15 protein-coding genes and 1 tRNA gene are annotated in these 21,928 nt (G+C 69.1%); 6 read left to right on the top strand and 10 right to left on the bottom strand.

Annotated elements, in window-relative coordinates; genetic code table 11:
* Nucleotides 1–80: 80 nt before the first annotated feature.
* Both pseC and pseB read right to left on the bottom strand, forming a co-directional pair.
* Complete coding sequence (gene pseC, locus H0B54_RS15845) at nucleotides 81–1,343, bottom strand: UDP-4-amino-4,6-dideoxy-N-acetyl-beta-L-altrosamine transaminase (protein WP_188261125.1); 1,263 nt, start codon at nucleotides 1,341–1,343, stop codon at nucleotides 81–83.
* On the bottom strand, nucleotides 1,343–2,395 hold the full coding sequence (gene pseB / locus H0B54_RS15840; RefSeq protein WP_211109395.1) for a UDP-N-acetylglucosamine 4,6-dehydratase (inverting): 1,053 nt from the start codon (nucleotides 2,393–2,395) through the stop codon (nucleotides 1,343–1,345). The genes pseC and pseB overlap by 1 nt, the downstream gene beginning before the upstream one ends.
* Before the next feature lie 195 nt (nucleotides 2,396–2,590).
* On the opposite strand from pseB, the gene H0B54_RS15835 reads away from it, so the two are divergent.
* Nucleotides 2,591–4,801 carry a DUF6165 family protein gene (locus H0B54_RS15835; protein ID WP_188261124.1) on the top strand — a complete coding sequence of 737 codons (2,211 nt, stop codon included), beginning with the start codon at nucleotides 2,591–2,593 and terminating at the stop codon, nucleotides 4,799–4,801.
* A gap of 48 nt (nucleotides 4,802–4,849) precedes the next feature.
* On the opposite strand, the gene H0B54_RS15830 is transcribed toward H0B54_RS15835, so the two are convergent.
* The 4 genes from H0B54_RS15830 to H0B54_RS29820 form a co-directional block, all read right to left on the bottom strand.
* Nucleotides 4,850–4,924 (bottom strand) — tRNA-Gly (locus tag H0B54_RS15830).
* 412 nt (nucleotides 4,925–5,336) lie between these two features.
* Nucleotides 5,337–6,005 (bottom strand): 4-carboxy-4-hydroxy-2-oxoadipate aldolase/oxaloacetate decarboxylase, encoded by a 669-nt coding sequence (locus H0B54_RS15825; RefSeq protein ID WP_188261123.1) that lies wholly within the window; start codon nucleotides 6,003–6,005, stop codon nucleotides 5,337–5,339.
* 80 nt (nucleotides 6,006–6,085) lie between these two features.
* Entirely contained in the window at nucleotides 6,086–7,588 is a 1,503-nt protein-coding gene (locus H0B54_RS15820; protein WP_211109394.1) for a tripartite tricarboxylate transporter permease, read from the bottom strand.
* Nucleotides 7,588–8,037 (bottom strand): tripartite tricarboxylate transporter TctB family protein, encoded by a 450-nt coding sequence (locus tag H0B54_RS29820; protein WP_343068954.1) that lies wholly within the window; start codon nucleotides 8,035–8,037, stop codon nucleotides 7,588–7,590. The genes H0B54_RS15820 and H0B54_RS29820 overlap by 1 nt, the downstream gene beginning before the upstream one ends.
* A gap of 523 nt (nucleotides 8,038–8,560) precedes the next feature.
* On the opposite strand from H0B54_RS29820, the gene H0B54_RS15810 reads away from it, so the two are divergent.
* The 4 genes from H0B54_RS15810 to H0B54_RS15795 all read left to right on the top strand — a co-directional run bounded on the left by H0B54_RS15810 (nucleotide 8,561) and on the right by H0B54_RS15795 (nucleotide 12,191).
* Complete coding sequence (locus tag H0B54_RS15810; RefSeq protein ID WP_188261120.1) at nucleotides 8,561–9,139, top strand: NUDIX hydrolase; 579 nt, start codon at nucleotides 8,561–8,563, stop codon at nucleotides 9,137–9,139.
* A gap of 522 nt (nucleotides 9,140–9,661) precedes the next feature.
* Nucleotides 9,662–10,354: a TVP38/TMEM64 family protein gene (locus tag H0B54_RS15805; RefSeq protein ID WP_094305533.1), complete on the top strand. Its 693-nt coding sequence runs from the start codon at nucleotides 9,662–9,664 to the stop codon at nucleotides 10,352–10,354.
* A 49-nt stretch (nucleotides 10,355–10,403) separates the two neighbouring features.
* Entirely contained in the window at nucleotides 10,404–11,609 is a 1,206-nt protein-coding gene (locus tag H0B54_RS15800; RefSeq protein WP_188261119.1) for a glycosyltransferase family 4 protein, read from the top strand.
* Between the two features lie 291 nt (nucleotides 11,610–11,900).
* Entirely contained in the window at nucleotides 11,901–12,191 is a 291-nt protein-coding gene (locus H0B54_RS15795) for a hypothetical protein (RefSeq protein WP_188261118.1), read from the top strand.
* 82 nt (nucleotides 12,192–12,273) lie between these two features.
* Here the strand turns inward: H0B54_RS15795 and H0B54_RS15790 are convergent, their stop codons facing one another.
* The 3 genes from H0B54_RS15790 to H0B54_RS30255 form a co-directional block, all read right to left on the bottom strand.
* Nucleotides 12,274–13,119, bottom strand: a complete 846-nt coding sequence (locus H0B54_RS15790) for an amino acid kinase family protein (RefSeq protein WP_188261117.1) — start codon at nucleotides 13,117–13,119, stop codon at nucleotides 12,274–12,276.
* A gap of 13 nt (nucleotides 13,120–13,132) precedes the next feature.
* Nucleotides 13,133–13,945, bottom strand: a complete 813-nt coding sequence (locus tag H0B54_RS15785; RefSeq protein WP_188261116.1) for an amino acid kinase family protein — start codon at nucleotides 13,943–13,945, stop codon at nucleotides 13,133–13,135.
* A 282-nt stretch (nucleotides 13,946–14,227) separates the two neighbouring features.
* A complete protein-coding gene (locus H0B54_RS30255; RefSeq protein WP_188261115.1) occupies nucleotides 14,228–17,551 on the bottom strand; it encodes a carbohydrate-binding domain-containing protein in 3,324 nt (1,107 codons plus the stop codon).
* Between the two features lie 224 nt (nucleotides 17,552–17,775).
* Here H0B54_RS30255 and H0B54_RS15775 point away from each other — a divergent pair, with 224 nt between their 5' ends.
* Nucleotides 17,776–20,169, top strand: coding sequence for a glycosyltransferase (locus tag H0B54_RS15775; protein WP_188261114.1), 2,394 nt, complete (start codon nucleotides 17,776–17,778; stop codon nucleotides 20,167–20,169).
* An 18-nt stretch (nucleotides 20,170–20,187) separates the two neighbouring features.
* On the opposite strand, the gene H0B54_RS15770 is transcribed toward H0B54_RS15775, so the two are convergent.
* Nucleotides 20,188–21,921: a B12-binding domain-containing radical SAM protein gene (locus tag H0B54_RS15770; RefSeq protein WP_188261113.1), complete on the bottom strand. Its 1,734-nt coding sequence runs from the start codon at nucleotides 21,919–21,921 to the stop codon at nucleotides 20,188–20,190.
* Nucleotides 21,922–21,928: the final 7 nt, after the last annotated feature.

The raw sequence follows: 21,928 nt of genomic DNA, 5'->3' as shown, positions 1-21,928 counted from the left end.
GCTCCGAAGCGTTCGAGATGACGCTTGGCATAGCGCATTTTTGGAAGGGAGAAAACCGTTCAGCAAGGGCGCCCGGGGCGTCACGCCGGAGCGGGCAGGCCCAGCGCCGCGGCCAGGGCGGCGGCGACCCGGTCCACGTCGGTATCGGCCATCGCCGGAAACAGGGGCAGCGACAGGGTCCGCGCGTAGTGCGCGTCGGCGCCGGGCAGGGCGAGGCCGCCGTGGCGCTTGCGCCAGTAGGGCTGGCGGTGGACCGGGATGTAATGGACCTGGGTGCCGATGCCCCGCGCCCGCAGTTCGGCCATGACCTGCGCCCGCGTCCGTCCGGCGGCGGCGAAGTCGATGCGGGCGGCGCAGAGATGCCAGGCCGGGCGGCACCAGGGAACGCGGGCCGCCGGCCGGACCAGCGGGGCGAGCGGGGCCAACCGCTCCGCATAGAGGTCCATCAGGCGGCGGCGGCGCTCCACGAAGGCATCCAGCCGCGTCAGCTGGCTGAGGGCGAGCGCCGAGTGGATGTCGGTCAGGCGGTAATTGAAGCCCGGCTCCGCCATCTCGTAGTACCAGGGATTGGCGGTCCCGCCTTCGGTGATTCCGTCCGCGCCGAAGGCGGCCTCGCGGTCCTCGAACGCCGTCGGGTCCCGCTCCATGCCGTGGTTGCGGAAGCGGCGCAGGCGGGCGGCGAGATCGGCGTCGTTGGTGGTCACGGCCCCGCCCTCGCCCGCCGCGATGGTCTTCACGGGATGGAAGGAGAAGGCGGTGAGCGTGCCGAAGGCGCCGCCGCCGACCGGCAGGGCGCGCCCGTCGGGCGCCAGATCCAGGCTGCCGATGGCGTGACAGGCGTCCTCGATCACCGCCAGCCCATGGCGGGCGGCGAGCGCGCCGAGCGCGGCCATGTCCGTGGTCTGCCCGGCGAAATGCACGGGCGCCAGGGCGCGCACCCGCCAGCCGGCGCGGGCGGCCCGCTCCATCGCCGCCGCCGCCTGCTCCGCCCCCATCAGGCCGGTGTCGGAATCGACGTCGGCGAAGGCGACCTCCGCCCCGACATAGCGAGCGGCGTTGGCGGTGGCGAGGAAGGTGACGGCGGGCACCACCACCGCGTCGCCGGGGCCGAGCCCCAAGGCGAGCGTGGCCAGATGCAGGGCGGCGGTGCCGTTGGCGCAGGCCACCGCGTGGACCGCGCCGGTGCGCTCGCACAGCGCCCGCTCGAAGGCCTCCACCGCCGGCCCCTGGGTCAGCCAGTCGCCGCGCAGGACGGCGGTCACCGCGTCGATGTCGGCCTGGTCGATGTCCTGGCGCCCATAGGGCAGGAAGCGCGGCGGTGATTGCGGCACCGGTTCGCCCATCACGGGGCTTCCGCGATCAGCCGCATCAGCCGCGCGCCGTCCAGCCAGTCGGCGTTGGTGTCGCTGGCGTAGCGGAAGCCGTCGGCCACCGGCTGCGCGCCCAGCCGCTGGTAGGGTTCGTGCGTCCAGAAGGCGAAGGCCGGCTCGATGACGAAGCGGTCCGGCAACTCGAAGGTCTGGCGGGAATCGTCCTCGGTGATCATCACCTCGTGCAGCTTCTCGCCGGGGCGGATGCCGACCGGCTTGTGCGGCAGGTGCGGCGCCATCGCGCGGGCCAGGTCGGTGATGCGCATGCTGGGGATCTTGGGCACGAAGATCTCCCCGCCCTGCATCATCGCGATGCAGGAGACGACGAAGTCCACCCCGTGCTGGAGCGTGATCCAGAAGCGGGTCATCCGTTCGTCGGTGACCGGCAGCGCCTCGGCCCCTTCGGCGATCATCTTGCGGAACAGCGGGATCACCGACCCGCGCGAGCCCACCACGTTGCCGTAGCGCACCACCGAGAAGCGCGTGCCGAGCGAGCCCGACAGGTTGTTGGCGGCGATGAAGATCTTGTCCGAGGCCAGCTTGCTGGCGCCGTAGAGGTTGACCGGGTTGGCCGCCTTGTCGGTGGACAGCGCGATCACCCGCTTCACGCCGGTGTTCAGCGCGGCCCGCACCACATTCTCCGCCCCGTAGACGTTGGTGTGGATGCATTCCATGGGGTTGTATTCGGCGGCCGGCACATGCTTCAGCGCGGCGGCATGGACGCACACGTCCACCTCGCGCATGGCCAGCTCCAGCCGCTCGCGGTCGCGCACGTCGCCGATGAAGAAGCGCAGCGTGGAGGCCCATTCCGGCCCCAATTGCTGCTGCATCTCGTACTGCTTGAACTCGTCGCGGGAGAAGACGATGACCCGGCGCGGGTTGGCCCGGCGCAGCACCGTTTCCACGAAGCGGCGCCCGAAGGAGCCGGAGCCGCCGGTGACCAGGATCGACCGGCCGTCCAGCAGGCCGAAGCCGGATTGCAGAGCCTCGGTCGGCGCGCCATTCGAACGGTCAAGCTGCTGCATGGTCACCGTGGTCGCACATATGGTGTATGAGGTCGTCCCGGCCGACCTTAGCCTGATACCCCTATCAGTGGGTTAATAAATCGACAACCGGTCGGGCGGTGCGAAGCCGGACGGGACAAGACACGAAACTCCTGACCGGTCAGGGCTTTGCAAAAAACTGTTGCGCCGGCACGGTTCCTTTGCACTCTGGCGTGCATGCCGACCAGCGATCCTTCTTTATTGGCGACACGGTCGGGAGCGCCCTCCTGCCCGCCTGCGGGCGTCGTCCATGACGGGGAGGCGTTCCTCCGCGCCGTTCTTCGCGACGATCCCCGCAACGCCGACGCCTTGCTCGGCCTGGGCGTGCTGTGTCTGGACACCGGGCGCGCCGGGGAGGCGGAGGCCCTGTTCCGGGCGTTGGCATCCGTCCGCCCGGGGCCGGACTGCAGCTATCATCTCGGGCTTGCGCTGACGGCTCTGGAGCGGGCGGATGCGGATGCGGCGTACCGGCAGGCCTTGGTCTTCCAGCCCTGTTTTCCCGAGGCGCTGTGCAATCTCGGCGCCTGCCTCAACGCGCAGGGACGGCTGGAGGAGGCCGGACGGATCTACCGCCGGGCCCTGGCGGTCCGGCCCGACCATGCCGAGGCGCTGTCGAATCTCGGCCTGATCCGGCAGGCACAGGGGATGCTCGATCGCGGGGTCGCGGCTCTTTGCCGCGCCCTGGCGGTCCAGCCCGGCAACCCGGACATTCTGCACAACCTCGCCCTCGCGCTGGACAAGCAGCGGCGGCTGGACGAGGCCGCCGCCGCCGCCCGGCGCGCCGTGGCGGTCCAGCCCTCCCACGCCGAGGCCCTGTCCACGCTCGGCAATCTCCTGCGGGAGCTGGACCGTCTTGCATCGTCCATCCTGGCGCAGCGGAACGCCATCCTCTTCCGGCCGGCCTGTGCGGAGGCGCTGAACAACCTCGGCAACAGTCTGCACGATCTGGGGCGGCTGGACGAGGCGGTCACGGCCTACGGCCGGGCCGTGGCGAGCCGCCCGGACTTCGCGAACGCCCATTGGAACCGCGCGCTGTCCCGGCTGCTGAGCGGAGACTTGTCCCGCGGCTGGGACGATTACGCGTGGCGGCTGCGCCAGGAGGGGTTCCAGGCGCCGGGCGGCCCCTTCCCGCAGCCGTTGTGGCAGGGGGAGGAGCCGGCTCGCGGAACCCTCCTCGTCCATGCCGAGCAGGGTTTCGGGGACACGATCCAGTTCATCCGCTACGTTCCGGCCGCCGTGGCGCGCGGATGGCGTGTCGTGGTGGAGGCACCGCGTCCGCTGCTCCGCCTGCTCGGGTCCCTGCCGGTTCCCGAGGGCCGTGTGGCGCTGGTGGCCAAAGGCGATCCCTTGCCGCCCTTCGACGCCCATTGCCCGCTGCTCAGCCTGCCGCGCGCCTTCCGCACGGAACTCGCGTCGATTCCGGCGCCCATCCCCTACCTGGGCGCCGAGCCCGACCGGGTCGCGGCCTGGGAGCGGCGGCTGCCGCCCCGCATGGCGGACACCGATGCGCAGGGTGGCCTGCGGGTCGGCATCGTTTGGCAAGGCAACCCGCAGGCGGCGGTCGATCGCGGGCGCTCCATGCCGCTTGCGGAATTCGCGCCGCTTGCGCGGATCCCCGGCTTGCGGCTGATCAGCCTGCAAAAGAATCACGGGCTGGAGCAGCTCGACCGGCTGCCGGACGGCATGACGGTGACGGTGCTCGGACCGGACTTCGACGATGGACCGGACGCCTTTCTCGACACCGCGGCGGTGATGATGGGGCTGGACCTGATCGTCACTTCCGACACGTCGGTCGTGCATCTGGCCGGCGCTCTCGGCCGCCCGGTCTGGCTGGCGCTGAAGGCGGTGCCGGACTGGCGGTGGCTGATGACGCGGGAGGACTGCCCCTGGTACCCGACCATGCGGCTGTTCCGCCAGACGAGACCGGGAGACTGGCGCCCCGTCTTCGCGCGGATGGCCGGGAACCTGTTCCAGATCATGATGGCGAGGGCGATGCGGAAGACGGAAATCCTTGTGGAAACCGCTCCGGGAGAACTTCTGGACAAGATCTCCATCCTGGAGATCAAGCTGGAGCGAATCCAGGACCCGCTCAAACGGCGCAATGTGGAGACCGAGCACGGCATCCTGACGCGGACCGCGGAACGGCATATCCCGGCGACCGCCGGGCTGCGCGAACTGGCCGCCGCCCTGAAGACGGTCAACACGGCCCTGTGGGAGATCGAGGACGCGATCCGCGACTGCGAGCGTGCTCAGGATTTCGGGCCGCGTTTCATCGAGCTGGCGCGGGCCGTGTACCGGACGAACGACCAGCGTGCCGCCATCAAGCGGCAAATCAACGAACGGCTCGGCAGCGCGCTCGTCGAGGAGAAATCCTATGCGGCCTATTGAGGCCATGCATGGGGGACAAAGTGTCGGGAGAATTGACCATCGCGATACTGGAGCGGGCGAAGGGATTCGAACCCTCGACCCCAACCTTGGCAAGGTTGTGCTCTACCCCTGAGCTACGCCCGCGCCGCTCCAACGAAGGAGGCAGGGAGATACCGCACCGACCCGGCGGAACGCAAGCCCCCTGTTCGGCTTTCATGGAGATTTTTTCTTCGGACACCTCCATCTGTCTTCTCTGGCGCATCGGAAGGGGGCGTTAGGCTTAAAGTTATACCCCGCTCAATGCTGTTGACTTCCCTGCGTCGACTGTGGAAATTTCCTCTCACAAAACAAAGGCCTTGAGGTCTGGGGAGGAAACCAAAAACATCATGATGCTCCAAGAGCATTAGGCTGCCGCGCCGACCTTGTGTCCGGGCGCGGCTTTTTTTTGCCCAGCGCCGTTCTTCTGTCGGAAGCCGGTAATACCACTCCGGGCGACGCCACATCGAGCAACGGCGGGCGGGATTTGGCTCCGCCCGCTTTTCCGCAGCGCTTCGCGTCACAGAGCGATGCCGCCGGCCTCCAGGTAGGGTTCCAGCGTCAGCGCCTCGACCGTCGTCCGCCCGGCGCGGAGTTGTCCACGCAGGCCCTCCTCCATCCGTTCGCGCTCCGCGGCCTTGGCGAGCGTGGCGGCGGCTTCGGCCTGGGGCACCACGACCACCCCGTCATCGTCGCCGACCAGGATGTCGCCCGGCATGACCATCACGCCGCCGCAGACGATCGGGGTGTTCACGTCGCCCGTGGGCTGGGTCTTGGTGGTGCCCTTCATGCTGGTCCCCCGGCAGAAGACCGGGAAGCCCATCTGGCGGATGGCCGCGGCGTCGCGCACGCAGCCGTCGATCACCAGCCCGGCCAAGCCCCTTTGGATCGCCGCCTCGGTCAGCACATCGCCCCAGGGGCCGGCTTCGGTCATGCCCTTGAAATCGACCACCAGCACGTCGCCTGGACGGGTCAGCGCCATGGCGGCGTGGATCATCAGGTTGTCGGTGGGGCCGCCGGACACGGTCACCGCGGTGCCGAACAGCGTCATGCCTTGATAGAGCGGCTTGATCGGAAAGGACATCGCACCCTTCTTGCCCATCGCTTCGTGCAGCGTGGCCGGGGACTGGCCGCGGAAGGCCGCGACCAGATCGGGGGCGGGACGGGGGAACTCTTTGACGACGGTCATCGCACAGGCACCTTTCACGGCGTGAAGGCCGCCGGCCTTCGGAAGAAAGGACCGGCGGGGGGTAGGGAAGCGTTTGGGGCTCACTCGTCCTTGAATGCCTCGTCGCGGCGGCGGCGCACCGTCGGCATCACCATCAGGAGCAGCAGAAGGGCGGCGACGGCCAGCAGGCTGCCGCTGATCGGTCGGGTGGCGAAGACGGTGGGGTCGCCGCCCGACAGCAGCAGGGCGCGCCCCAGATTCTCCTCCAGCAGGGGACCCAGCACGAATCCCAGCATCAGCGGCGCCGGCTCGCAGTCCAGCTTGCGCAGGACGTAGCCCAGGACGCCGAACAGGGCCATCAGCAGGATGTTGAAGCCGCTGTTGTTCAGCGTGTAGGTGCCGATGCAGCAGAAGACCAGGATGGCCGGGAACAGATAGCCGTAGGGCACCCGCAGCAGCCGCACCCACAGCCCGATCATCGGCAGGTTCAGGATCACCAGGATCACGTTGCCGATCAGCATGCTGGCGATCATGCCCCAGAACAGCTCCGGCTGTTTGGCCATGATCTGCGGCCCCGGCGTGATGCCGTGGATGGTCATGGCGCCGATCATCAGCGCCATGATGGCGTTGGGCGGAATGCCCAGGCTCAGCATCGGGATGAAGCAGGCCTGCGAGGCGGCGTTGTTGGCCGCCTCCGGGGCCGCCACCCCCTCGATGGCGCCCTGGCCGAAGCGTTCCGGCCGGCGGGCCAGCTTCTTCTCCAGCGAATAGGCGGCGAAGGAGCCGAGCGTGGCGCCGCCGCCGGGCAGGATGCCGAGAAGCGCCCCCATCACCGTGCCGCGCACCGTCGCCGGCCAGGCTTGGCGGACGTCCTCGCGCTTCGGCCACAGGCTGGCGATGGGGGCGGTGGTCCGCCCGGCGCCGCCGGTCTGCTCCAGGCTGGTGATGATCTCGGCCAGCCCGAACAGGCCCATGGCGAGCGGCACGAAGTCGATGCCGTCGTAGAGCTGCGGCAGGCCGAAGGTAAAGCGCGTGTCGCCGGAATTGACGTCGGTGCCGACCATGCTCAGCAGCAGGCCCAGCAGGATCATCGCGATGGCCTTCACCACCGATCCGTGGGCCAGCGTCACCGCCCCGATCAGGCCGAGCAGCATCAGCGACACATACTCCGCCGGCCCGAAGGCGAGCGCCACCCCGGCCAGCGGCGGACCGGCGACGGCGATCAGGACGGTGGTGACGATGCCGGCGAACAGGGAGGCGAGCGCCGCCGTGGCGAGCGCCACCCCGGCCCGGCCCTGCCGCGCCATGGCGTGGCCGTCCAGGCAGGTGACCACGGACGAGGACTCGCCCGGCAGGTTCACCAGGATCGCCGTCGCCGATCCGCCATACTGCGAACCGTAGAAGATGCCCGCCAGCATGATCAGCGCGCCCACCGGCGGCAGGTGGAAGGTCAGGGGCAGAAGCATCGCCACCGTCGCGGTGGGGCCCAGACCGGGCAGGACGCCGATCAGCGTGCCGATCAGCGCCCCGCCGAAGCAGAGCAGCAAATTGTCCGGGGACAGCGAGACCGACAGGCCGAGCAGAAGGTTGCCGATGAGGTCCATCACGGCGACACCCACAGGGGCCACACCCGCAGGGGCAGGCCCAGCCCCCAGACGAACAGCGCGACGCAGCCCGCCGCCAGAGCGCCGCCGAGCAGAGCCAGCGGAACCGGGCGGAGCGGCTGGCCGGCCAGATTGCCCAGCCCCACCAGGATCAGCACCGCCGGCACCAGCCCGAGCGCTTCCACCGTCCCGGCGAAGGCCAGCACCGCCGCCGTCACCCCAAGCAGTGGGCGCCAGCCCCAGGCCGGCAGGCCGGCCCCGTGGGTCAGCAGGCTTCGACCGGTCACCACGGCGCCGGCCAGCACCATCAGCAGCCCGATCATCCGTGGGAAAAAACCGGACTGCACGTAGGCGAGCGTTCCGGTGGGCCAGTCGCGCCCCATCCACAGGGCGGCCAGCCCGAAGGCCGCGATCAACAGGCCGGCGCCCAGATCCTGCGGGGCCGGCACCGGAAAACGCAGCGGCGTCCGTTCGCCGCCGGCCGCGTTCCGGGGCGCACTTCGGGCGGTGTCGCACGGCGCGGGAGACGAGTCACGGGGCGGGGCGGCCACGGAAGAGGATGGGCGAAGGTTTGAGAGGGGCAGGCTCGGCATGGGGCTTCCACGGCTTTCAATGAGCGGCTTTCGGAAGGATGGATTTCGGCTGCGGTCGGCAGCCGTCCGCGTTCTGCAAGCGTAAGGATAAAATTTAACGGAAAATCCTTATTCAGCGTTGTTTGTTCATCCTAAACTGATTACCGAGGAGAGCAATAGCGTCGGTTACGCTCGCCAAAAAGGCTGTCATGTCTCGGCGCGCATCGGAAAGTGCTTGATCTGTTGACCGCCAAGCCCCTGCGCGGTTGATGAGTGTTTTCGAATGCGCGCGGGGAATGCGAAACCGGGCGTTGCCTTTTGATGTTTCTTGCCTTCGGCGGCGACCACCCGTTACCCAGGCGCGCCGCGAACGAGGATGCGAGGATGAGGAGACCCAGGGATGACGCACCGCCTGCGCCCGTGGACCGTGCTTGAAAGCCGCGAACTGCTCGACGCCGATCCGTTCCTGAAAGTTCATGTCGAGACGGTGGAACTGCCCGATGGGCGGGTCATCCGGGACTACTACCAGTTCGACATGCCGTCCTTTGCCTGCATCTTTGCCGAGACGGAGGACGGGCGCGCCATCGTTTATCGGCAGTACCGGCACGGCCCGCGGCGCGTGAACCTGACCTTTCCCGGCGGCCATCTGTCGCCGGGCGAAGACCCGCTGGAGGCGGCCCGGCGGGAGCTTCTGGAGGAGACGGGCTTCGTCTCGGACCTCTGGACGGCGCTGGGCGGCTACATGGTCAACGCCAACCAGGGCGGTGCGGTGTCCCACATGTTCCACGCCACCGGCTGCCGGCGGGTGGCCGATCCCTTGTCCGACGACCTTGAAGAGACGGAGATCCTGTTCATGACTCGGGAGGAACTCCTGACCGCCGTCGGGCAGGGCGAGATCGCCCTGCTCACCCAGATCGCCCTGGTCAGCATGGTGTGGCAGAACGACATCCGGGCGGCGCTCAGCCACCGGCGTCGGTGACGCGGCTTCGCTTGCCGCTGTGCCGCACGCCGCCCTTTCCCAGATCAAGCGGAAGCTTGGCTTTTCCGGACTTTCTCAAAAAATGAGTATGTCTTCGGAATACATGGCCTGTTTACGTGCTGTTAATCAAATCAGTTCATAAATGGCCTCACCAAGTTCTCTTGGTTTCCTCCCTCCCAGAACTAGGCTGCGCCTCACCGGCTGCAGCCTTTTCTTTTTCCGGCGAATGTCATCCAAGGGGGTGCAGGGAGGGCCAGTGGAGGACGACGTCTTTTCAGAAAAGATTGCTCAGCAGGGGCTTGACCTTTGCTGCGTTGCAACATAAATTGAGTCCCGGATGCCCTTTGGGCGTTTCCTCCCTAGACTTGAAGGCCGCGCCGTCCTGGCTGCGGCCTTTTTCTTGCCTGCGGCCCGCGGGTGTGCGCCCGGCGCCCGCGCGATCGTCTCTCGCGGCGCGGTAACGCCCGTGATATGCAAGCCGGACCATACAGAACCCCGTTCGTTGAACCGAAGGCCCGCACCATGGCCGAGCGCCGCACGTCCTCCCTGTCCACCCTCCGCACCCTCGGGCGGGGGCTGCTCGTCCTGCTCCTGCTCGGTGGGGCGGGGGCATGGTGGGCATGGCATGGGACCTTCGGAATGGACGCGCTCCAGGACATCCTGCGCCATCACCCCGCGGCACCGGTCCTGTTCCTGTTCCTGCACATCCTGGCCAGCCTGCTGTTCTTCCCGCGCTCCGTCATGGCGATGGTCGCCGGGCTGGTCTTCGGCGTCTGGTGGGGCGGGGTGCTGGCGGCGGCGGGCAGCGTGATCGGCGCCTCCACCGGCTTCCTGCTGACCCGCTACGTCTGCGACGGGCTGGTCCCGGCCCTGGACAGGGCGCGCTGGGGCGACGTCCTACGCCGGCTGGAGACCGGCGGCTGGCGCGCCGTCGCCATGCTGCGGCTGGTTCCCGTGCTGCCGCACAGCGGGGTGAATTACGCGCTCGGCCTGACGCGGGTGCGGCTTGGCGCCTACGCCTTCGGGTCACTGGTCGGGCAGTTGCCGATGACCGTGGCCTTCGTGCAGTTCGGTGCGGCGGGCGACCACGCCCTGGCTGGCAAGCCGGACTGGATCGCGCCGACCGTCATCGGGCTCAGCCTGTTGATCCTGTCGGTTCTGCTGCCGAAGGTCGGGCCGAAGCTGCGGGAGAAGTTCGGCGCCGGGCGCGCCTGACGGCTGGAATCATGAAGGCGCCCCGTCCGGCGGTCCTTGCGGAGGCATCATGAACATCGTCTTCATCCACCAGAACATGCCGGGCCAGTACAAGCATCTGGCCGCCCGTCTGGCCGCCGATCCGGCGAACCGCGTCGTCTTCATCACCAAGCGCACCGACCGGGAGATCCCGAACGTCCGCCGCCTCTCCTACCAGCCCAGCCGCAAGGCGCGGGAGAACGCGCACCCCTATCTGGCGTCCACCGAGAACGCGGTTCTGCACGGCCAGGCGGCGGCCCGGCTGCTGATGGGCCTGCGCGAGGAGGGCTTCCGCCCCGATATCATCGTCGGCCATCCGGGCTGGGGCGAGACGCTGTTCGTCAAGGACGTCTTCCCCAACACCCCCTACCTGAACTACTGCGAATTCTTCTACCGCGCCCAGGGGCTGGACGTCGGCTTCGACCCGTCGGTTCCGGTCAATGTGGACACGGTGCTGCGGCTGCGCATGCGCAGCACGCCGCTGCTGCTGGCGCTGGAGGCCTGCGACCGCGGCATCGCCCCGACCGAATGGCAGCGCGATTCCCACCCGGCGCCGTTCCACCCGAAGATCGAGGTCATCCACGACGGGGTGGACACCGCGCATCTTCTGCCCGACCCGGACATCCGCGTCACCTTGGCCAACGGAACGGTGCTGACGCGCCAGGACGAGGTGCTGACCTACGCCGTGCGCAACCTGGAGCCCTACCGCGGCTTTCCCAGCTTCATGCGCGCCCTGCCGCGCATCCTGGAGGCGCGGCCAAAGGCCCATGTGCTGATCGCCGGCGGCGACGAGGTCAGCTACGGCGCGGCGCCCCCCGGCGGGAAGAACTGGCGGGAAACCATGCTGGCCGAGGTGCCGCTGGACCCGGCGCGCGTCCATTTCCTGGGACACCTTCCCTACGACCAGTATCTGTCGGTCCTGCGGGTGTCGCGGGCGCACGTCTATCTGACCTATCCCTTCGTCCTGTCCTGGTCGATGGTGGAGTCCATGGCGCTCGGCTGCGTGGTGATCGGCTCCGACACCGCGCCGGTGCGGGAGGTCATCCGGGATGGCGGGAACGGGCTGCTGGCCGATTTCTTCTCCCCCGAGGACATCGCCGCCAAGGCCATCGCGGTGCTGCAGGACCCCGGCGCCTTCGCCCCGCTGGCCCGCGCCGCGCGGGAGACGGCGGTCGAGCGGTTCGAGCTGTCCCATTGCCTGGAACGCCAGATCGCGCTGATCCGCGCGATGGCCTGAGGCGGGGAAAGCCCCCACTCCGGGCGGCAATATTTTCCCGGCGGGTGGGCAGCCGCCGTCGCCCAGGGGGAGGTTTTTGCCGGGCACACAGGCCGGAAAGGGCTTTTTTGCGCCCGCGAAACGCGGGGCCCGCACCCAGGGCGACGGCGGGGCGGACTCCCCGGCATTGGTTTGATTTTGAGATAATTTCCAAACGAAGGCCGGGAGTGGCCGGATCGGGGCACGGCGCATGGCATGACCCTTGCGATGGTGTGGGTACCAATCCGGCGAACCCGAACACGAGTGCCTGCCATGTCCATGACCGCAGTCCAGCCGATGCCGGCTGCCTCGGCGACCGCCCTGGAGGCGGACGACGTTTCCACCACCCCGCGCCGCGGCGGTTTCGCCTGGGAAGCCGTGAAGACGCTGATCGCCGTCGCCGTCTTCGCCGCGATGCTGCTGCCGGTGGCCTTCCCGTCAAAGGCGAGCCAGCAGGGCCGGCTTCAGCCGTTGTCCTCGGAGGACATGGCGCCGCCCGCCGTGAAGGCCGTGGCGAAGGCCGAGGTTCAGAAGGCCGTCCGCAAGCCGGTGGCAAGCAACTGAGATTCTGACAGCGCTTCCATACGCGAAAGGCGTCCGGTGCCGCCACCGGACGCCTTCGTCGTTCCTGCCGGACCGACGCCGCTCAGAGCGGTCGGGCGCCGTTGCGGATGCTGGTATGGATGATGGTGCCGACATGTCCGCCGCGCAGCGCGGCGGTCAGGCGGCCCGGAACCAGCCCGTTCACGATCTGCACGCGCTCCAGGTGGCGGGCGTTCGCCATCACCTCCAGCAGCGCGCCATCCAACGGCAGCGTGCCGCCTTGCTTCGCCAGCTCGGCGGCGGTGGTCTCGCGCAGCAGCTCCGCCGTGCCGGCCTCGGGGCCGCTCGGGTCGGCGGTATAAACACCGTCCACATCCTCCACGATGGTCAGCCCGGCTGCACCCAGAGCGTCGGCCAGCAGGAAGGCGCCCGTGTCGGCCCGGTGCTGCGGGATGCGCGAGCCGGGGAACTCATGGTGGTGGTAGGGCGGGAAGGCGCTGCCCACCACCGCGCGGGCGGCCGACAGATGGACCGCGAGCTGGTTCGCGATGGTCCCGTGCTCGACGTAGGACACACCGTCCGGTGAGAGCAGCGAGGCCAGGATGTGGCCGTTCTGCCCGGCCTCGGTCGCGGCGAGCGGGGCGAGCGAGCCGACCGGCAGGCCGAGATCCAGCCCGACGCTGTAGAGATGGCGGGCGCGGATGCCGGCGCCGGTCAGGATCAGCAGCCGGTGCTCCGGCAGGACGCTCCGGATCTCCTCGACGATCGGCAGGATCGCCTCGTGCCCGCGGTCCATGATCGACCGCCCGCCGATCTTCACGACCTGGAGCCAGGGCAGCAGGCGGATCGGGCGGACGCCGGCGACCGGGGCGGTCAGGCTGCCGTCGAGAAGGGTCTGGCGCGCGAGCGGCGAGGCCACATGCTTGATGCTGTTGGTGGTGTCGGACATGGCGTGTGGTCCTTCAGCGCGCGGTGATGATGGTGCCGACATGCTCGCCGGCGAGCGCGCGGGTCAGGTTTCCGGGGACGAGGCCGTTGATGACCTGCACCTCGCGGATGTGGCGGGCGTTCTTCAGCAGGTCGAGCACCGGAAATTCCAGGATCGAGTCCTGCAGCCCCTTCGCCTTCATCTCGTCCACCGAGATCTTCGGGATGAAGGTGGCGTTCATGGAGGTCTTCGGGTTCCCGGTGTAGAGCCCGTTCTCGTCCTTCACGTAGATCATCGCCTTGCAGCCGAACTGCTCGGCCACCAGGAAGCAGCCGGCGTCGGTGCGGTAGGGTGGAATGACGCCCTCGGCGGCGGGGCGCATCCACAGCTTGTAGGGCGGCATGCCGCTGAAGACGACGGCGTTCACTTCGGCCAGGAATAACGGTACCGACGACAAACCGGCGCCGTCCACCGCGGAGATGCCGTGCTTGGCGAGGAGCTGGCCGAGCATCGCGGCGTTCTGGTCGGCGACCGAGCCGCCGAGCTGCGAGAGCAAGCCCGCCGGCAGGTTCAGCCCCGCCGCGATCGAGTAGAGGTGGCGGGCGCGGGTGCCGGCCCCGGTTCCGATCAGCAGCTTGTGGTCCTTGCGGGCGGCGACGATCTCGTCGACCAGCGGGTAGACGGCGGCGCGGCCGCGGTCGATGACGCTCTGCCCGCCGATCTTGAGCACCGTCGCGTTCGGCAGGATGCGGAAATCCGCCGCCGCGTCCGCCGCCGCCAGAAGCTGCGCGTCGGTCAGCGACCGCTGCATGAGGAGCGCTTCAAGCTCCGCTGTCGTGCTGGTCATGAGGGACTGTTCCTTTTCGGTTCGGAGGCAAGCCGGTGCATTTCCGCCCTGTCGATCCCGCGAAACGGCGTATCGGAGACTGGGTTTTTTACTATCCGTTGTTCAAACCGTGATCCCTTCCCGTGTCATCGTCAACCCCGATAATAAAAAAATCGTTGTTTTCCATAGCGTTATGAAGGGCGCGGTGATAACGCGCGATGAAACGCGCTTCGCCCGTCCCTGCCGTCTGCCGGGGCGTGCGCGTGGGTCCTGCGGCGCATGGTGGGAAGGAGGAGGAGCCGGCTACAGGGTGATGAAGGCGATGTAGGAATCGTTGCCGGCCATGCCGGTGGTGACGGTCATGGTGCTCACGGCCAATCCGGTGAAGGTCATGCTGGCGTCGATGGTGCCGTTGCCGTCGATGTCGCAGCGGACCGTGGCGCCCCTGTAGCCGTCGGCGCCGCCCATCTCCTCCCAGGTCAGCCGGGACTGGCCGGGCACGAACCCCCAGAGGGTCGCCCATTCGCCCCGCTCCAGATCGACGATGGTGGACCAGGTGACCTCGCCCCCACGGCCATCGACGAAGAAGGTGTCATGACCCGGCCCGCCGATCAGCCAGTTGGAGCCCGATCCGCCGTCCAGCACGTCGTCGCCGGCACCGCCCCAGGCCGCGTCGTTGCCGCCCATCAGGTGGATGAAGTCGTTGCCGTCCGACCCGCCGACCACCTCGTCCTCGGCCATGCCCAGGAAAGCCCACTGCAGGTTGGCCACCGGACCCTCATAGGCATAGGCGGCCACCGTTTGCTGCACCCCGTTCACGGTGCGGCTGAAAGGCACGAACGGGCGTTCCGGCGCGGAGTCGGGAAGCGGGGAAGAGGCCGGCGGGGTCGGGAGCGTGCCGCTGTCGGGCTCGAGGACCGGCGGTGTGGCGGGTGTCCCGTTATCGGGCACCGGCTCCGGGGCCGGCGGCTGGTTGGTCTGGGGATCGGACGGGGGCAGGGGAGTGATGCCCCCGCCACCCTCCTGTGGGGGCGCCGTTCCGCCGGCGGAGACGATGCCCATCAGCGTCCAGGCGAGATCCTGGAGGCCAACGGTGAGCGCCGGGGACAGCGGCAGCAGGCTGTAGTCGTGGTTGTAGGCGTCGGCGAACAGCGGGTCCCCGGTCCGGTCGTTCGCCCCGTAGGTGCCGACCTGGTGCAGGAAGTTGGCGTCGATGGCGTTCTGCCCCGCCGACAGGATCGTCACGTAGCCGCCGAGCGGCGCCGCCCCCGACACGAGGTTGCCGGTGACCGTGTTGTTCGCCGGGATGCCGGCGGCGCCCGCCAGGGGAACCCATTCGAGGCGGATGAAGCTCTCGCCGTTGGCGCCCAGTACGCTGATGTTGTTGGTAACGGTGTTGTCGTGGCCGCCATGGATCATGACGGCGGCCCAGGCGGTGTCGTGCAGGAAGTTGCCTTTCACCGTCACGCCGCTGGTCAGGTCGTCCAGATAGATTCCGTAGCCCTTGTAGTCGCGCAGCCACTGGCCGGTGCTGGTGGTGGCGATGCCGCCGGTGTGCTCGACCCAATTGCCTTCGATCCGCGTGCCGGTGTGCAGGTTCGACCGCCCGAGCAGTTCGATGCCGCCGGAGTCCGCGGTTTCCTCGCCGGTGTTGCGGACGCGGTTGTGGAGGATGGCGTTGTTCAGGCTGATGGTCGCGCTGTCCCAGTTCTTGACCGAGATGCCGTAGCGCGAGCTGTGGTCGATGTCGTTGTGGGAGATCACCGTGTCGCTGATCCCCGACGCCATGATGCCGCCAGCGTATTTGCGCACCTCGCCGATGTGCTGGATGCGGTTGCCGGTGACCATGTTGCCGATCGACTGGCCGGTCAGCGCGATGCCGTTGATGCCGAGATGGTCCAGATAATTGCCGCTGACCAGATTGCGGTCCGATCCCTGGGTCAGTCGGATGCCGGTGCCGACGTTCACGAAGCTGTTGCCGGCGATGGTGTTGACGTCGCCGTTGAGGACGTCGAGCGCGTTGCCGTCCGTCGTCGTGTTGGCGAAGGTCAGCCCTTGGACCGTCACCCCGTTGGCGCCGTTCAACCGGATCAGCGTGCCGAGCCGGGCGACCTCCACCCCGGTCCCGGTGAAGTCCTCCCCCGCCTTGATGACCAGCCGCCCGTCCGAGGCGCGGTAGGCGAACTCCCCCACCTGGTCGACATGCGCGCTGTTGCCCAGCAGCTTGAAGGTGGAGCCGTCGCGCATGGTGAAAGGCGCGTCGGCGGTGAAGGTCAGCGTGCGCGTCACCGTGTCGATGCCGGCGACGGTCAGGATCGCGTCCTGGAGCCGTTCGGTGTCGAAGACCTGGACCCGGCTGCCCGGCACCAGATCGGCGGTCGTGACGTGCCCGGCCTGGTAGCGCAGGGCGTTCTTGCTGGCGCCATAGGCGCTCGCGTCGGCGACGAACCAGCCGGTGGTCGGGTCCTGCGGGTCGTAGGCCGCCTTGGAGGCCAGACGGTAGCGCACGCCGTCGACGGTGACGTCCAGACCCGGCGCCGCGGACAGGGGCGCCGACCAGACGCCGTTGCCCTCGTAGGTGAAGCCGGTGACCCGCTCACCGCCGCTGAGGACCGCCTGCTCGCCCGGGTAGCCGAGGATGCGGACGCCGCTGTCCGGCGCGCCGAGGCCGAGCGTGCCCGTCAGATTGTAGGAGCCCTCGCGGACGTAGGTGGTCTTGATGGTGCCGGCGCGCATGGCCGCCTGCGCCCGCTCCAGGCTGGCGAAGGGGCCGTCGGTGCCCTCGGCGTTGGGAGCGGCCAGCCGTCCGGACCAGGCGTCGTTGCCGTTCTTCGCCACGTAGAAGGCGTCGCCCTGCGGGGCCTGAGCGTCCGACGCGGTGCCCTGGAACACGGGGGCGGCGACCGCGAGGGTGACGGAGCCGTCCTGGGCGGGCGCGGGGGCGGCGAGGGTCTTCCCGTTCACCGCCACGGTTCCGATGGTCAGATCTCCCACAGGCAGGATCTGCACCGTGTGGGCAACGGACGGGTCCAGGGTGACGCCGAAGGTGAAGCGTTCGGCGGTGCCGGACGCGGCCTCGGCTTCCCCGACCAGCGTGCCGTCCACCAGAACCTTGACGCGCACCGCCCCCGTGGCGGACGCACCGCGCGCCGCCTCGACGGTGATGGGGATGGGCCGGGTGATGACCTCCTCCGGTTTCGGCGGGGGGCGGACCAGCGGACCGCCGAACATCTCCTCCCCCAGCCCGAAGGACAGCAGGCCGCCCCAGTAGAGCCCCGTCTGGCCGGCGACCACGTCCTTTCCATCCACCGCGCCCTTGTCGTAGGTGGCGCGCGCGTCGGTCGACCTGACCTCCTGCCCGTCGACGACGATGGAGCCGACAAACAGGTTGCGGTCCACCCCGTTCATCACCCCGTCGTTGTCGTACCAGATCGAGATCCGGTGGGCCTGATCGGGATCGACCGTGGCGGTGAAGCGATAGGGCGTGCTGGAGGTGGCGGCGACCCAGGCCTCGCCGATCATCACGCCATCGACCAGCAGACGGAAATGCGGCGCCTGGCCGGCGGACACGCCCCAGGCGTTCACGACGATCGGGATCTCGATGGTCCGTTGCGGGGACGTGGACATGCGGGACCCTGGAGCCTGCGGGCGGGAGGCCGCCCGTCCCAAGGGTTGCGAAATGCTCCCTCGAGTCCCAGAATTGACATACCACTATCGATTGGATGTGTGACAACGGTCCCAAAATGGCCACAGCGGGATCACTGGTCACAGCCGGTGCGGGAAGGCTTGCCGGGCCTTGCCGAGCAGCGGTAGATAGCGGTGCCTTTCCCGCCTCCCTATGCCGAGCCCCCATGACCCTGCCGCCGCTCTTCGACGCGGACGCCCTCGCCCGCTACGCGGCGGCGGACGTCATCTTCCTGGCCCAGGACGGCTTCAGGCAGCCCTCCGCGCGGGTGCGCTGCTACAACTTCGCCAAGGCGCTGCGCCAGCAGGGGCTGCGGGCGGAGGTGCTGTCCTTCTTCGACCATCTGGGCGCCACCGACCAGGCCGGCGCCTTGTCCACCATCCCCGAGGAGGAGAAGATCCGCCTGAACCTGGAGGCCCACCGGGTGCTGGCGACCAACCCGCGGGCGGTCCTCTATGTGCAGAAGGTCGGCTACCACACGCTGGCGGCGGCCCTGGCGGCGGAGCGGGGCGGCAACCGGATCGTCCTAGACTACGACGACTACGAGCTGGACATGCAGTCCTTCCGCCGGCTGGAGCCCTGGTTCCCCAGCCTGCGGCCCGATCAGCTCTTCCACACGGTCGCCAACCGGGCCGGAGCCTGCGTGGCGGCCAGCCACCGGCTGGAAAATCTGCTGGCCCCGCTGAACTCGAACACGCACCTGATCCACACGGTGGCCGACCAGGACCTGTTCACAGCTGACCGGCGCGAGGCGCCACGCCGCCGCTTCGGCGAGCGCGTGAACATCCTCTATTCCGGCGACTTCTGGGGCGACATTCCCATGAAGGACGTGCTGTTCGCGGTGGACGCCTTCGCGCTGGTGCCACGCGCCATCCGCGACCGGGCGTGCTTCCACATCATCGGCTTCGGCCGCGCCTGGGAGGAGCTGAAGCTTCGCGTGCGGGAGCGCTACCCGGACCTGCCGAACATCGACCTGCACGAGTTTATTCCGCCAACCGAGATTCCGGCCGTGCTGCGCGAGATGGACATCGGGGTGCTGCCCTACTCGCACAACGAGTTCAACATCGCCAAGAGCCCGACGAAGATGTTCGAGTTCCTGCTGGCCAAAGTGGCGGTCTGCGCCACGCCGGTGGGCGAGGTGACGCACTGCCTGGAGAACGGTGTGTCCGGCCTGCTGGCCGAGGGGATGGAGGGCTACTCCGCGGCGCTCGCCCGGCTGATTGGCGACGACGCCTTCCGCCGGGACGTCGCCGAGGCCGCCCACCGGGTGGCGATGCAACGTTTCTCCCTCCAGGGCATCGCCCCGCGGCTGGCCGCCGTCGTCCGCGGCCTGCTGGAGCCGGAGCCGCGGGCGGAGGCCCAGCCCTTGACGACGCTGGAGGATTTCCTGGCCGCCCGCCTCGCCCGGCCGGTCCCACCGGCCCCGCGCGAGGTGCATCTGATGCGCCGCGACCTGGAAGCCCTGCTGGCCACCGAGGACCTGGAGGCCGCCGACCCGCGCCGCTGGAGCGGGCCGCTGGTCGCCGCCCTCGACTGGCCCGGCCTGACCAGCGTGGAGCGGGTGGCGCCGGACCGGGTGGCCGCCCTGAAGGCCGCGGCGGCGCGCCACCGGAACGCCGCCCGGCTGCGCCCGGAGATCCTCCTGCCGGCGCAGGAACGCCCCTCCGGCCCCCCGGCGCTCAGCAAGCTCGCCGCCGCCGAGGATTGGGATGACCCGTCCTGGCGGCCCTGGGCGGTGCGGGTGCGGACCAACGTCTCCACCTTCCAGGCCCCTTACATCGATGATGCCGACGCGGAGCGCCGCCGCGACGAGGACGCCCGCAACAACATCGACAATTTCTTCAAGCGCAGCCGCGGCACCTGGGAGCGCGCCCAGTTCCTCTACGGCCTCGACCGGCTAGGGGTGCTGGAGCGTCCGTCCCGCGCCCTGGTGTTGAGCGCCGAGGTGGACGGCTTCTACCTCATGCTGACCGAGCTGGCGCGGGCCGTCGGGGTGGTCGATGTCGGGCCAGGGGCGGCGGCCCACGCGGAGCGGGTGGCGCGCGGCGACCGCGACCCCTGGCTCGCCAAGCCGCGCCGCTTCCACCGCGACCGCATCGCGATCCATCACGGGATGCCGGGGCGGGATCTGTTCGCCGACGCGCCGTGGGACGCCGCCGTCCTGCCGCAGAACACGCTGCCGCGTCTGGCGGCGGAGGGAAAGGCGGCGGAGGTGCTGGCCTGGATCGACCGGCGCCTGGCGCCGGGCGGGGTTCTGGCCTTCTCGGCGGAGATCCGGCTGAACGGGCGTCCGGGCGTGCCGGGGCTCACCCCGCGTCAGGCGGCGTCCCTTGGGGGCATCTTGTCGGAAAGCGGGCTGGAACCGCGGGGGCCGGTGGACCTGTCGCTCAGCGACGCCACGCTCGACCGGTTCGTGGCGACCGGCGCGCCGGGGTCTGGAAACCCGAACTTCGCCGCCCGCACCGGCGAAGCCCTGCATGTCACCGCGGTCTGGTTCGCCTGCAAGCGGACCCCGACTCCGGATGGCGGGTGGGAGAGGCTGGCCCGGTTCCTGGCCTGACCGCCTCTCCCCCGCCCGTCATTCCGCAGGAACGGGCGCGTCGTTGTAGAGATCGCGCAGGGCGGCGGCGGGAATTCCCAGCCGCGCCGCGTCCTGCCGCATCGCCGTGCGGGAGGAGACGATGCGCGGCGTGAGGAAGACCGGCCCGGCGAAGCCGGGCAGGGCGGCAGGGGCCTCCACCGGGGCGCCGTCCAGCGACTGCCCGGCCAGCTTGCCGTCGAACAGCCGCACGCGGCCCTCCGTGATGAGCGGCTTCAGCGCCGGCACCTGCCCCAACGTCTCGAAGAAGTCGGTGCCGACGCCCCACAGGGCCACCGGGCCGTCCGCCGCCGCTTCGGTCACCGCGGCACCCAGCGCGCGCCACTGGCGGATCAGGTAGTCGGAGCTGCTCTTGGCCTTGTCGGCCCCGATGGCGAGGTCGCCTTCGGACAGGAGGCGCATCTTCTCGCCGCCGTCGGGCACATAGAGATACTGCTCGTCGAGCGCCGCCCCCGCGTAGCGGTCGAGGTGGCCCTTCTCGCGCAGGGTGGACATGGGCGTGCCCTCGATCTCGCCGCAGCCCGTCTCCTGGAAGGTGTCGAGCGGCAGGCTGGCGATGTAGGCCTTGGTGTCCTGCATCTGCTCGCGCGTCTCGCCCGGCAGGCCGTAGGTGAAGGTGCCGTGCACCGTCATGCCCAAACGCTTGATCTCATGCACCGCGGCGCGCGCGGTCTCCAGGTTCAGGCGCTTGTTGACGATGTTGTCGTTGACCCACTGGTTGCCGCTCTCGAAGCCCAGCTTGACGCCAAAGCAGCCGCTGTCGCGCATGGCCTGCCACGTTTCCAGCTTGATGGTGTCGGCGCGGCACATGGCCGACCAGGGCAGGCCGATGCGGGTCATCACCTCGCAGATCCCCAGGACGTGCTTGTCGCCGAGGTTGAAGGTGTCGTCGTCGAAATAGATCGACCGGTAGCCGTAGCGTCCGACCAGCTCGCGCAGCATCCCTTCCACGTAGTCCGGCTCGTAGAAGCGGACCGAGCGCTTGCCGGTGCCGTCCGGGTCGTTGCCGGTCATGGTCGCCGGCCAGACGCAGAAGATGCACTTGTACGGGCAGCCGCGGCTGGCCCAGACCTGGAGCTGCGGCGCCTTCTGCCCGGCGGGGTTCACGTCCCAATAGCGGTGGGCGATCACGTCGTCGAAGTAGGGATAGGGGGCGGCGTTCATCTCCGCCACCGTCAGCAGCTCGTGGGAAAGCACGCCGGTGGCGCCGTTCAGCACGCGCACGCTGCCCTTCTCGTACTCGCCCTGGATGACAGCGTGGACCGGATGGTCGGCCAGCACCGCCTCGCCCTTGGCGGACAGGGCGCCGGTCAGCACGATCTTCGTGTCGGGCAGGATCTCCTTGATGCGGCGGACGATGGTCTGGTCGTGGTCCCAGCAGGGCGTCGCCGTCTCGATGAAGATGTACTCGTACCGCTCGTCCCGCAGATGCTGGAAATAGCTGTCGTAGGACTCGCGCAGCGCGATGGAATCGCGGAACGTCACCTTCGCCCCGGTGGCCTTGGCGGCGTAGGTCGCGGCGTAGCCCATAAAGAAGGGATAGGGCATGTATTCGCCGAACACGAAGTTGCCGGGCGAGGAGTGGGCTTGGTTGGTGTGCGGCCACCGCGAACCGGCGCGCACGCCGCTGAACCACGCCGAGGCCGGGGCGTCGTCGCCATCGAACTCGAACCGCTTGACCCACCAGGGCGGATTGCTGAACAGGACCTTCATCGCGCTT

The organism is Azospirillum tabaci (genome assembly GCF_014596085.1).
Lineage (GTDB): Bacteria > Pseudomonadota > Alphaproteobacteria > Azospirillales > Azospirillaceae > Azospirillum > Azospirillum tabaci.
The sequence above is the reverse complement of the archived record's forward strand: the minus strand, read 5'-3'. Positions and strand labels throughout refer to the sequence as shown.